Source organism: Candidatus Hakubella thermalkaliphila, assembly GCF_013281975.1.
Classification (GTDB): domain Bacteria; phylum Actinomycetota; class Humimicrobiia; order Hakubellales; family Hakubellaceae; genus Hakubella; species Hakubella thermalkaliphila.
In genome coordinates this window covers 1-12,080 of the sequence record NZ_BLRZ01000057.1, presented here as the reverse complement: position 1 = coordinate 12,080, position 12,080 = coordinate 1, and the positions used below count along the sequence as shown (strand labels likewise).

At 51.6% G+C, this 12,080-nt stretch carries 10 protein-coding genes; all 10 read left to right on the top strand.

The window, feature by feature from the left end:
* Positions 1–128 precede the first annotated feature (128 nt).
* The 10 genes from HW443_RS06520 (at position 129) to HW443_RS06475 (ending at position 12,052) form a co-directional block, all read left to right on the top strand.
* Positions 129–1,826, top strand: coding sequence for a formate--tetrahydrofolate ligase (locus tag HW443_RS06520; protein ID WP_176231213.1), 1,698 nt, complete (start codon positions 129–131; stop codon positions 1,824–1,826).
* A gap of 169 nt (positions 1,827–1,995) precedes the next feature.
* Positions 1,996–2,910, top strand: a complete 915-nt coding sequence (folD, locus tag HW443_RS06515; protein ID WP_176231212.1) for a bifunctional methylenetetrahydrofolate dehydrogenase/methenyltetrahydrofolate cyclohydrolase FolD — start codon at positions 1,996–1,998, stop codon at positions 2,908–2,910.
* Between the two features lie 520 nt (positions 2,911–3,430).
* Complete coding sequence (locus HW443_RS06510) at positions 3,431–6,706, top strand: CoB--CoM heterodisulfide reductase iron-sulfur subunit A family protein (protein WP_176231211.1); 3,276 nt, start codon at positions 3,431–3,433, stop codon at positions 6,704–6,706.
* On the top strand, positions 6,703–7,152 hold the full coding sequence (locus tag HW443_RS06505) for a hydrogenase iron-sulfur subunit (RefSeq protein ID WP_176231210.1): 450 nt from the start codon (positions 6,703–6,705) through the stop codon (positions 7,150–7,152). The genes HW443_RS06510 and HW443_RS06505 overlap by 4 nt, the downstream gene beginning before the upstream one ends.
* Entirely contained in the window at positions 7,149–7,817 is a 669-nt protein-coding gene (locus HW443_RS06500; protein WP_176231209.1) for a methylenetetrahydrofolate reductase C-terminal domain-containing protein, read from the top strand. The genes HW443_RS06505 and HW443_RS06500 overlap by 4 nt, the downstream gene beginning before the upstream one ends.
* Positions 7,814–8,734: a methylenetetrahydrofolate reductase gene (locus HW443_RS06495; protein ID WP_176231208.1), complete on the top strand. Its 921-nt coding sequence runs from the start codon at positions 7,814–7,816 to the stop codon at positions 8,732–8,734. Before HW443_RS06500 ends, HW443_RS06495 begins: the two co-directional genes overlap by 4 nt.
* Positions 8,735–8,753: 19 nt before the next feature.
* Positions 8,754–9,290: a 4Fe-4S dicluster domain-containing protein gene (locus tag HW443_RS06490; RefSeq protein ID WP_176231207.1), complete on the top strand. Its 537-nt coding sequence runs from the start codon at positions 8,754–8,756 to the stop codon at positions 9,288–9,290.
* Positions 9,287–10,126, top strand: a complete 840-nt coding sequence (locus tag HW443_RS06485; RefSeq protein WP_176231206.1) for a CoB--CoM heterodisulfide reductase iron-sulfur subunit B family protein — start codon at positions 9,287–9,289, stop codon at positions 10,124–10,126. Before HW443_RS06490 ends, HW443_RS06485 begins: the two co-directional genes overlap by 4 nt.
* Positions 10,127–10,414: 288 nt before the next feature.
* Positions 10,415–11,281: a lipoyl synthase gene (gene lipA, locus HW443_RS06480; RefSeq protein ID WP_176231205.1), complete on the top strand. Its 867-nt coding sequence runs from the start codon at positions 10,415–10,417 to the stop codon at positions 11,279–11,281.
* Between the two features lie 180 nt (positions 11,282–11,461).
* Positions 11,462–12,052 carry a carbon monoxide dehydrogenase beta subunit family protein gene (locus HW443_RS06475; protein ID WP_176231204.1) on the top strand — a complete coding sequence of 197 codons (591 nt, stop codon included), beginning with the start codon at positions 11,462–11,464 and terminating at the stop codon, positions 12,050–12,052.
* Positions 12,053–12,080 lie beyond the last annotated feature (28 nt).

Genomic DNA, 12,080 nt, shown 5'->3' with positions numbered 1-12,080 from the left:
AATGAAATCAACAGAACAGGTTCAAAAGTAAACTTTATTTTGTTACATACGCTTAGTGGAAATTTGTCCAGGAATTAAGACGGTGTAGAAAGTGAAAAAAAGAGCAAGAAGGAGGAGATGAGTTACAAATGAAACCGGACATAGAGATCGCTCGAGAGACACAGATGAAGCCGATCGTAGAGGTGGCCAGGTCTATAGGTCTGGATGAGGACGACCTGGAGCTCTATGGCAAGTACAAGGCCAAAGTGCTTCTGGAAGTTCTGGAAAAGCTTAAAGACCGGCCCAACGGTAAGTATATCGACGTCACGGCTATAACCCCTACTCCCCTGGGAGAGGGGAAAACGGTCACCACTATTGGCCTGTCCATGGCTCTTAACTGCATTGGCAAGAAAGCGGTTACCTGTATCCGCCAGCCTTCTTTAGGACCTGTTTTTGGCATTAAAGGTGGCGCCGCGGGAGGTGGATACTCCCAGGTTTTGCCCATGGAGGATTTCAACCTTCACCTTACTGGTGATGTCCACGCTGTGGGCCTGGCTCACAACCTTCTGGCTGCCTTTATTGACACTCATATTATGAAGGACAATGCTCTGGGTATTGACCCTCTGAGCATCACCTGGCGGAGGGTTGTGGACGTTAGCGACCGGGCTCTTCGGCATATTGTCACAGGGCTGGGGGGGAAAGAGAACGGGCTGCCTCGGGAGACCGGCTATGACATCACTGTGGCTTCTGAGGTAATGGCTATTCTGGCTCTTACCACTGGACTCTTTGATCTCAGGCAGCGGCTGGCCCGCATTATCATCGGGACTAACTATAATGGTGGGGCGGTCACTGCGGAAGATCTGAAATGTGCTGGATCTATGACCGTTCTGCTGAAAGATGCCATCAAGCCTAACCTTCTGCAAACTATTGAACATACCCCCTGTTTCGTACATACCGGTCCTTTTGCCAATATCGCCCACGGCAACAACTCCATCCTGGCTGATCAGATGGCCGTCAAGATGGGTGAGTATACGGTTACGGAGAGTGGATTCGGAGCAGACTGTGGAGCTGAAAAATTCTTCAATATTAAATGTCGTTACAGTGGGCTGAAGCCTGATGCAGTGGTGATCGTAGCCACAGTCAGGGCTCTCAAGATGCATGGAGGTGGATTCAAGTTTCCACCGGGACATGCTCCCGATAAAGAAACTATAGAACGGGAGAACGTGGAAGCGGTGGAGAAGGGCTGTGAGAACCTGGAGAAGCACATCGAGAACGTTCTTCTGCACGGAGTCCCGGTAGTGGTGGCTATCAACCATTTCGATTCTGATACCGATGCGGAGATCGAGACAATCAGAAAAAGGGCTATTGCTGCTGGAGCTGAGGATGCTGTAGTCAGCCAGGTCTGGGCCAAAGGTGGAGAGGGAGGAGTAGATCTGGCCAAAGCTGTGGTGAAGGCTGCAGAAAAGCCCAGCCAGTTCCGCTTCCTCTATCCCCTGGAGGCTTCTATTAAGGAGAAAATAGAGATTATCGCCACCAAGGTATATGGAGCTGAGGGAGTTGACTACCTGCCTCTGGCGGAGGAGAAGATCCAGTTGTATACCAGACTGGGCTATGACAGGCTGCCCCTCTGCATGGCCAAGACCCACCTCTCTCTGTCCCATGATCCCAGGCTCATGAACAGACCCACAGGATTTCGGGTCCCCATTCGGGACGTGCGCGCTTCAGTAGGCGCTGGATTCCTGTACCCTCTTCTAGGAGAGATGAGGACCATGCCCGGGCTGCCCACCGTACCCGCAGGAACCAAGGTAGATATAGACGAGAAGGGCAACGTGGTAGGGTTATTCTAGAGGCTTGAGGGCTATCTTATTTACAGATGAGAATCAGGTGAGGCTGGTACAGAAGCCAGAATCTCTGCTTTGGGCCGGGGAGGCTTAATAGCCTGATCCTTCCCCCTCCTTCACTGGTCGAGGGGGAAGGTTTTTATAGGAATCCTGTATAAAAGGAGAGGAGTTCAGCGTGGCTGTAATAATCGATGGGACCAGGATAGCGGAAGAGATAAGGGCTGAAGTAAGAAAAGAAGCAGGAGAGCTGAAAAAGGAAAGGGGCATCACCCCTGGTTTGGCCGTCATTCTGGTGGGTGAGAATCCCGCTTCCCAGGTCTATGTTAACAGCAAAGTCAAAGCCTGTGGCCAGGCGGGAATCTATTCCGAGACCATTCTCAAGCCGGAAGAGGCCACTGCTGAGGAAGTTCTCCGGGATATTGAGCTCCTTAATCAGAGGGAGGATATCCATGGGATCCTGGTACAGCTCCCTCTCCCCAAACAGATCGACGAGAATCAAGTTCTTCCCGCTGTGGATCCCGCCAAAGATGTGGACGGGTTTCACCCGGTGAACGTGGGGAAGCTGTGTCTCAAACAGGAGGGTTTTGTTCCGGCTACCCCCTCGGGAATCATCGAGATTCTAAAACGGATGAATATCCAGATCGAGGGCAAGGAGGCTGTGGTCATCGGGCGGAGTGACATAGTGGGAAAGCCTATGGCTCTCCTTCTCCTTCACCACAACGCCACCGTGACCGTTTGTCACTCCCGAACGGTAGATCTACCCGGCGTAGCCAGGCGGGCAGATATCCTGGTGGTGGCTATCGGCCGTCCGGCCATGGTTAAGGGCGACTGGGTTAAGCCAGGAGCGGTAGTCATCGATGTAGGTACCAACAGGGTTACCGCGGACAAGGCCTGGGAGGAGCTGAAAAAGGATCCCAAACGGGCCAAGAATCTGGAGACCAGGGGCTCTACCCTGGTGGGAGATGTGGATGAGTACAGCGTAGGGCCGGTAGCTGGCTACCTTACACCGGTGCCAGGTGGAGTGGGGCCGCTGACCATAGCCATGCTTTTGAAGAACACCTTGTTGGCAGCGAAGAGAAGCCTGAAGTGAAAATATATCCTCATCATGTTTCTTACAAACTCTCAGGTAGTTGGCCAGGTAAGAAACCCGAGGTGAGAGAGGCCTATAATCCGGGAATGTTCTCGTGGGGCGGGCAAAACTTCAGAGCTGGAATTTGTAAGGTCTGATAATGGGCAGGACAAAAGAGGTTAAGCCTGCCCAGAGGTCTCAGGGATTTGTGGCCCCATAAAAAGTAGAATGAAGAAAAATTAGCGTTCCCGCAAAAGGTCAAGAAGCGACTGTTTGGCACCTTTTTCCGAAGCCAAATTACGTAAAAATATTCAATATTGTGATCGTTCGTGGGTGAAGTTTGCATCATGAGGAATTAGGTGACGAATTGATCAAAAATGTGGTTTTTGCAGTTCCGCCAAATTTGTCTCTACCACCCCCTCTCGTCTACAGGCCGACCCCTCCGCTATAATCAGAGCTAGACGTAGAAGTGGCCCTCTCGCTTTGAATCCCCTGAGAGGTCCGAAGGAGGGGAAAGATTTTTGTTCTCCAGACAAGAGCTATGAATTTCAGTGGTTATGGGACAGTCAGAAACTTTAGTGAGATGAAAGGCACCGAGTTGAAGGAAAGCAGTGAAAAAACCGGAGCTGTGTTGGTGGTAGGTGGAGGCATAGCCGGGATGCAGGCCTCTTTGGATCTGGCTGATTCCGGCTTTAAGGTCTATCTGGCCGAAAAATCCCCCTTTATTGGGGGAAAGATGACGCAATTGGATAAGACCTTTCCTACCAATGACTGTGCCACTTGCATCCTGACTCCCAGAATGGTGGATGTGGCCGAAAACAAAAACATCGAGCTCCTGGTCTACTCCGAAGTGGAGGAAATCAAGGGCTATGGGGGTAACTTTGATGTCAAGATCAGGCAAAAAGCTACCTATGTAGATTGGAGCAAATGCACCGGATGTGAGGAGTGTGTGAGCAAATGCCCGGCTAAGATTGACGATGAATTTAACCAGGGCCTGGGAAGAACTAAGGCCATAAGTCTTCCTTTCCCTCAGGCCGTGCCTAAAAAGGTTACCATCAAGCGAGAGTTCTGCCATTTCTTCCTCAAAGGTAAGTGCCGGGTCTGTGAGAAGGTCTGCCAGCTCGGAGCCATTGACTTCGATGATCAGGATCAAATTATAGAGAGAAAGGTCGGTGCCATTATCCTGGCTCCGGGATACGAAGTATACGATGCTCACCATAGTCCGGAGTTTGGTTTCGGGCGTTATCCCAACGTGGTCACCAGTCTTCAGTTCGAAAGGCTGCTCAGCGCTGCTGGCCCTACCGGAGGTCATGTGCAAAGGCCCTCTGACAGCCAGAAGCCCAAAAGGATTGCCTTTCTCCAATGCGTGGGTTCCCGAGATCAGGATCACGGATATTGCTCCTCGGTGTGTTGTATGTACGCTACCAAAGAAGCCATCCTGGCCAAAGAACATGATCCCGATGTGGATGTAGATATCTATATCATGGATATGCGGGCCTTTGGGAAGGGCTATGATGATTACTACAACCGGGCAGTTGAGGAGTATGGTATAAGGTACATACGCTGCCGGCCGTCGGCCATAAAAGAGATACCTCAGAGCAAAAACCTTCTTATCAAATACCAGGAAGGGAGGGAGGGTCTCAGGACAGAGGAGTATGATCTGGCTATCCTTTCCGTAGGTCTCGGACCCGGTAGCTCCTCTCTTTCCCTCAGCCAAAAACTGGATCTTCAGCTCAATGAGTACGGATTCTACCAGAGCGACCCTTTCCAGCCCTTGCTCTCCGATAAACCAGGGGTCTATGTCTGTGGAGTCTTTACCGAGCCCAAAGACATTCCTGAATCTGTCATTCAGGCCAGCGGATGTGCTGCTCTGGCTGCTGGCCTTTTGGCTGAGGCCAGGGGAAGCCTGGTACTGGAGAAGACCTACCCTCCTGAAAAAGATGTGTCTGCCGAGGAGCCCAGAATCGGGGTCTTCGTCTGCCATTGTGGCAGTAATATTGCCGGGGTGGTAGATGTCAATCAAGTGGCCGAGTATGCCCGGAGCCTTCCTGGTGTAGCTTATGTAGAGACTGACCTCTTTACCTGTGCTCAGGATACCGTACTCGAGATGCGAGAGAAGATCAAGGAACATAATCTGAACCGGATTGTGGTCTCGGCCTGCACACCGCTTACCCACGCTCCCCTCTTCCAGGAGACCATGCAGGAAGCCGGTCTCAATCCTTATCTTTTTGAGATGGCCAACATTCGTAATCAATGCTCCTGGGTTCACGCCAGGGAGCCGGAGAAGGCCACCGAGAAGGCCAAAGAACTGGTGAGAATGTCCGTGGCCAGAGCAGCCCATCTGGAGCCCCTTACTAAATTTCCCATGCCTCTTAACCATGATGCCCTGGTAGTGGGAGGGGGAATCTCTGGCATGACCGCATCGCTGGCCCTGGCTGATCAGGGATTTGAGGTCTATCTGGTAGAAAGAGAAGGACGGTTGGGAGGCATAGCCAACCGGCTTCACTACGTCTTCGAAAATCAGGATCCCGGAGAGCTGGTGACCTCCCTGGCCAGGAAAGTGGAAGAACATCCCCGCATCCATCTCTATCTCCATACCGAATTGAAGAAATTCTCTGGCTTTGTGGGCAACTTCCGATCCATTCTGTCCAGGAGGACGGATGATGGGGCAGGGGAAGAGATAGAGGTGGAACATGGTGCTATTATCGTGGCCACTGGCGGCCAGGAGTACCTGGGCCCTGACTATGGATATAGCCGGGACGTCAGGATCCTCACTCAACTGGAGCTGGAGGAGAAAATTGCCTCCAATGGCAGTGTTCTGCAGGGGATCAAAGATGTAGTTATGATCCAGTGTGTGGGATCTCGAACCAAGGTGCGGCCCTACTGCAGCCGAATCTGCTGCGGGGAGGCGGTCAAGAATGCTCTGAGGCTAAAAGAAATAAACCCAGAGGCCAGAATCTTTGTGCTGTACAAGGATATCAGAACTTATGGCTTTATGGAAAAGTACTACACCGAGGCTCGGGAAAAGGGTGTCATTTTTGTCAGGTATGACGATGAGCATTTGCCGGAAGTAATAGTGGCTGGAGGTCGCTTTGGCCCGAAAAGTGGGTCCAATGAGCATCAAAGGGAGACAGAAAAGCAGGCAGCACCCCATACCCAGGATATGGCCTTCAGTGTGGGGCAACCCGAGCCCACCGGCCACAGCACAGCAGCCACAATGCAGGGTAGAGGAGAAACAAGTGCCAGCGAGCAATATTGGGATTCCCTCACCGTCCGGTTTTATGAGCCCATTTTGGACGAGATGCTGGAATTGCACCCCGACCTTCTGGTTCTTTCTACAGGTGTGGTTCCCTCGGAGGGGTACGAGGAGCTCTCCCGGCTGCTTAAGGCTCCCATTACCCAGGACGGCTTCTTCCTGGAAGCTCATGTCAAACTAAGACCGGTGGATGTGGCCTTTGAGGGAATATTTCTCTGCGGACTGTCCCATTATCCCAAATATATCCATGAGTCCATCGCCCAGGCTCAAGCCGCAGCAGGCCGGGCTGCCACCATTCTTTCCAAGAAGTTCCTGGAAGTGGGCGGGGCTATCGCTGAGGTGGACTCAGAAAAATGTGTGGCCTGTCTTACCTGTGTGCGGGTGTGCCCCTATTACGTTCCAATAATAAATGTGGAAGGGGTGGCCCAGATAGATCCGGCGGCCTGCCAGGGATGTGGGATCTGTACGGCGGAGTGTCCAGTCAGGGCCATCTCTCTGAGACATTATCTGGATGAACAGATTATCCCCAAGGTGGAATCGTTATTGGCAGGAGTGGTATGAACCAGATAACGGAGGACTTTGAGCCCCAAATTGTGGCCTTCTGCTGCCGTTATTGTGCCTACGCTGCGGCAGACCTGGCCGGGTCATCCCGCATCCAATATCCTCCCAATGTAAAAATAGTCCTGCTTCCCTGTTCGGGCAAGGTCGATGAACTGTATTTGCTGAAAGCTTTTGAGGCGGAGGCTGATGGAGTCTATGTGGCTGGTTGCCTGGAGGGAACCTGTCACTTTCTGACTGGAAATCTGAGGGCCAAAAAAAGAGTTCAGTATGTCAAAAGCCTTTTGGATGAGGTAGGAATTGGTGGAGAGCGGCTGGAAATGTATAATCTCTCTTCCGCAGAGGGCCAGAGGTTTGCCGAGATAGCCAGGGAGATGACTGAGAGAATCAGGGCTCTGGGACCCAGTCCTCTTAATCAAAGGAAGTCAAAGGAAGGAGCAATAAAGTGATAATCGCCGACCGCAAGCCCTTCGAAGAAATTAAAGAGCTCACTTCAAAGGCGAAAAATATCCTGATCGCCGGGTGCGATAGCTGCGTGGCTGTGTGTCTGGCTAGTGGCGAGAAAGAGGTGGCCGTCCTGGCTTCAGAGCTGAGGATGCAGAGGAAGATGGACGGTCTGGAGGGAGAGATCGAGGAGATAGTGAATGTTCGCCAGTGCGAAAATGAGTATGTAGACGCCATGCGGGACAAAGTGGAAAAAGCAGATTTGATCCTTTCCATGGCCTGCGGGGTGGGCGTTCAGACTCTGGCGGAGAGATTTCCTGATAAGCTGGCTTACCCAGCCCTTAACACCAAGTTCATGGGTCGTCCTGTAGAGCCCGGGGTATGGAAAGAGAACTGCGAAGGCTGTGGGCACTGCATTCTGCATCTTACTGGAGGCATCTGCCCCGTCGCTCGGTGCTCCAAGAGCATGCTGAACGGCCCATGCGGAGGATCTCAGGGTGGAAAGTGCGAGGTAGATCCCGAGATAGACTGTGGGTGGCAACTAATTTATGATCGTCTTTCCAGGCTGGGGCAACTTGATGCTCTGGTCGAAATCATGTTGTCTAAAGACTGGTCTACCAGTTGGAGCGGTGGTCCAAGAAGAGTAATCAAGGAGAGCGCAGGAGTATGAAATCGGGGAGCAATCTAGAGAAGGTTCTGAGCTCGGGTCATTTTGCGGTCACTGCAGAACTCGGCCCTCCCAAGAGCTGTGACCCAGAGGTGGTGGAGAAGAAGGCCGAGATTCTGAAAGGCTTTGCCGATGCCGTCAACATTACTGATAACCAGACCGCCATCGTGCGTACCTCCAGTATCGCTACAGGAGTGATCGTTGCTCGCAAAGGTCTGGAGCCAGTGGTGCAGATGACCTGCCGGGACCGGAACCGCATCGCCATTCAGAGCGATCTGCTGGGAGCGGCAGCTCTGGGTATAAAGAATCTTCTCTGCCTGACCGGTGACCATCAAAGTTGTGGAAATCACCCCCAGGCCCGAGGTGTTTTCGACCTGGATGCTATTCAGTTGATCGACATGGTCAGGAGGATGCGGGACGAAAAGAAGTTTCAGTGTGGGGAGGAGATGAGCGTGGAGCCCCGCTTCTTCATCGGAGCCGCGGCCAACCCCTTTGCTGATCCCTTTGAATTTCAAGTTATCAGATTGGCCAAGAAAGTCACGGCTGGGGCTGAATTTATCCAGACTCAGTTGATCTATAATGTGGAAAAGTTCGCCAGGTGGATGAAGATGGTCAGAGAAATGGGTCTCCACGAGAAGACCTACATCCTGGCCGGAGTTGGTCCTATTAAATCGGCTGGTGCTGCCAGATATATGAAAAATAAGGTGGCTGGCATGGACGTCCCCGGTGAGATCGTGGAGCGTCTGCAGGCAGCCAGCGATCCCAAAGCGGAGGGCATCAAGCTCTGTCTGGATATCATCGAGCAGGTCCGGGCTATCGAGGGTGTGGCCGGCATTCACATCATGGCCATCGAGTGGGAGAGCGCCGTTCCGGAGATCGCGGAAAGAGCTGGACTATTGCCCCGGCCCCAGATAGATTGAGAAAGGCAGAGGAGAGAGATTGTTAGCTCAAGAAATCAAAAAAGATATTGGAGAAAACATATATAAATGCTACCAATGTATCAAATGCACCTCTGGCTGCCCTACCGTATACGCTATGGATCTGAGCATAAATCAGATCATGCGAGCCCTACAACTGGGGAAGGACGATCTTGCTCTCAAAAGCAAAACCATCTGGCTGTGTACCAGTTGTTGGACCTGTGCTACTCGCTGTCCCCAGGGGATAGATATCACTTCAGTCATGGACTTTCTGCGCATGAGGGCTGCCAAAATGGAGATCAGGGATCAACAGGCAGCCACTATTGCCGGGTTCAATCAGATCTTTCTGGATAGCGTGAGATCGCACGGACGCATCTTTGAGCTGGGTATGATTATAAAGCTAAAAATGATGACCAGAAAAATATTTCAGGATCTGGGGTTAGGGTTGAGAATGATCTTGAAGGGTAAGATCCCCTTTGCTCCCCAGCGGGTTGGCCATATGAGAGAGGTAAGATCCATGTTTCGCCGAATCAGGGAGATAGAGGGGAGGAAGGTATGAAGGTAGGCTACTATCCCGGCTGTACCCTGAACTCCACAGCCGAGGAGTACAATATCTCGGCCAGGAAAGTCTGTGCCAGTCTGGGCATAGAGCTGGTGGAGATTTCGGACTGGACCTGCTGCGGAGCCTCAGCAGCCCATGCTGCCTCCCATCTTATGGCCGTAGCCCTGCCTCTTAAGAACCTGCTTGCCTATCAAAAGCTGGGTCCTGATACTCTGGTGCTGCCCTGTGCTGCCTGCTATTCCCGGTTTAAAGCCGCTGCTTATCTGTATCCCGCTCATGAAGAAGAGATGGAGGAGATATTTCGAGAGAAATATGATCAGGCTTTGGAGATAAGGAGTCTTCTTAATTTCCTGACTGGGGAAGAGCTTCTCCGAAGCATAAAAGAGAGGGTTAAGGAACCCCTGACCTATCTCCGGGTGGTGGCCTACTATGGATGCCTTCTTACTCGTCCTCCCCGCATAACCGGGGAGGAACAGTATGAGTATCCTACTTTTATGGAGGAATTAATCGGAGAGCTGGGCGCAGAACCCCTGGACTGGTCCTATAAGACTGAATGTTGCGGCATGAGCTTTTCCCTGAGTGCTCCGGAACTGGTGATCAAATTATGTGGAGACATCCTTCGAAATGCTAAAGATGTGGGCGCTAATGTCATAGCGGTGGCCTGTCCTCTGTGCCAGGCCAATCTGGACACCCGGCAAAGGGAAGTAGAGAAGAGATATCAGGTGAATCTGGATCTGCCCATCCTTTACTTTACTCAGCTCATAGGCCTGGCTTTGGGGATGACTCCAGCAGAACTGGGCCTGAGGAAACATTTGGTGCCGTTGAGAGTATAGGATGATAGTATTTAGTGATTATCCAGAAGAATGGATCAAGTCTATTAAATCTGCCTTTCGCAATTGCAAAATTGGAGCCGGGTACCCACGGAGGCCTAGGCCCGGTGGGTCTAGCGACTTGAGCGGAGCCAAAGGTAGATTGATTTTGGTTAATCTCGCTAGAGACAGAGAATCGAGTTCCTAAACAACAAACACCTTCCTCGACGATCGACTTTCTTGAGTCGTTAAGCCGAAGGAAAGAAATATTTCGGGGGTACTCTTGTGTGACTGAGGCAGTGAAGAGGGATAATGCTCAGCATCTTCCCCCCCTGGCTAAAAAAGAGAATGCCCATTCTGAGGGAAGTCCATGGGGTGAAAACTATCCTGGCAGAGGGAGCTCTCCACACGGTGTGCGAGGAGGCGATGTGCCCAAATCTGGGAGAATGCTTCTCTCAGAGGACAGCCACCTTCATGATCCTGGGAGACATATGCAGCAGGAACTGTCGCTTTTGTGCCGTAAGAGGAGGAAGGCCGGCACCGGTGGATGAGAGGGAGCCCGAAAATGTAGCCCGGGCTGCTGGTAAGTTAGGCCTGAGGCATGTGGTGGTTACCTCGGTGAGCCGGGATGACCTGGAAGATGGCGGAGCATCCCATTTTGTGGCTACCATCAGGGCTCTTAAGGCGCTGCCGGATTCACCGACTGTGGAGGTGCTTACTCCTGACTTCGGGGGAGAGGAGGAGGCTCTCAGATCGGTTATTGAAGCCAGACCGGAGGTTTTTAACCATAATATGGAGACGGTGGAAAGGCTTTATCCCCTGGTAAGGCCCCAGGCCGACTACCAGAGATCTCTCCGACTTCTGAAAATGGTGAAGCAATGGGGACATGGCATTTATACCAAGACTGGCTTCATGCTGGGGCTGGGAGAGAGGCAGGATGAGGTGAGAGGGCTTCTGCAGGACATCGTGGACGTGGGCTGTGACATAGTCACTATTGGGCAGTACCTGCGTCCCTCTCCTCATCATCTTCCCGTGGTTTGCTTCTATGAACCCTGGGAATTTAAGAAAATCGGGCGCTGGGCCCAGGATCTGGGAATAAGATTTGTGGCCTCAGAGCCATTCGTGCGCTCCTCCTATCAGGCCAGGGGAGCCCTTCTTACTCTGGCTGGCAGAGAATAGAAAGGCAGAGACTTTCAGCATTCCAAGGCACATGGAGGGGGGCCTGGCATGGCAAAACTTCTTGATGTATATTGTAGCGTAAGTTTGGCCAGGGATGAGAACGTCCTGGCCTGGAGGGACGCCGGGAAATGTCAGTTCTTTGACCTGCTACAAAAAATTTTCTGAACAGGAGGCATTTAAATGATTACCTACAAAGACGATAATGCTTATCAACAGTTATTGTCTCCCGATCCGGTATCGACAATGCCACACCCGGAAAAAGGTAAAGCTCTGATGGAAGGGCAAATGGTCCAGGAAAAAGAAGCTTTGAAAAAAATTGCTGAAATTTGCCTGAATGCTAAAAAGCCGGTTATTTTTACCCCTGGCAGAATTATTCTTTGGACCTGGGAAGAAGGAGCACCGGAGAAGGCCCGGGTGCTAAGAGATCTGGCAGCAGCAATAGGCGCTGAAATACTTCCCATAATGGATGTCCGACCTGACTATCCTCAAATGAGAACCGCTGTAGAAATAAACCCATATCACGGAGACCTGGTTATCGGGCACAATAAATACGATGTAGCTGTTTTTATGGCCGTAGATTGTGCTTATGCTGATGTAACTTTAAAAATCATCAAAGACGGCACTGATATTTACACTATTGCTCTGTGTGGGAAGTTGGGTCATGTGGATGCTACAATCACTTTATGCAATGCAGGGATAGCAAAGATCGACGAGCTTATCGAAGTTATTAACGAGATGAAGATAAGAGGCTGTCCGGAAACTAGGATTTAGGAATGAGAGGCGAACTCGGTGCATCACG

Bases quoted from the DNA above. Each gene is read 5' to 3' on its own strand.
- HW443_RS06520 (WP_176231213.1), top strand. From the start codon at position 129: ATGAAACCGGACATAGAGATCGCTCGAGAGACACAGATGAAGCCGATC.
- HW443_RS06510 (WP_176231211.1), top strand. From the start codon at position 3,431: ATGAATTTCAGTGGTTATGGGACAGTCAGAAACTTTAGTGAGATGAAA.
- HW443_RS06505 (WP_176231210.1), top strand. From the start codon at position 6,703: ATGAACCAGATAACGGAGGACTTTGAGCCCCAAATTGTGGCCTTCTGC.
- HW443_RS06495 (WP_176231208.1), top strand. From the start codon at position 7,814: ATGAAATCGGGGAGCAATCTAGAGAAGGTTCTGAGCTCGGGTCATTTT.
- HW443_RS06485 (WP_176231206.1), top strand. From the start codon at position 9,287: ATGAAGGTAGGCTACTATCCCGGCTGTACCCTGAACTCCACAGCCGAG.
- lipA (WP_176231205.1), top strand. From the start codon at position 10,415: ATGCTCAGCATCTTCCCCCCCTGGCTAAAAAAGAGAATGCCCATTCTG.
- HW443_RS06475 (WP_176231204.1), top strand. From the start codon at position 11,462: ATGATTACCTACAAAGACGATAATGCTTATCAACAGTTATTGTCTCCC.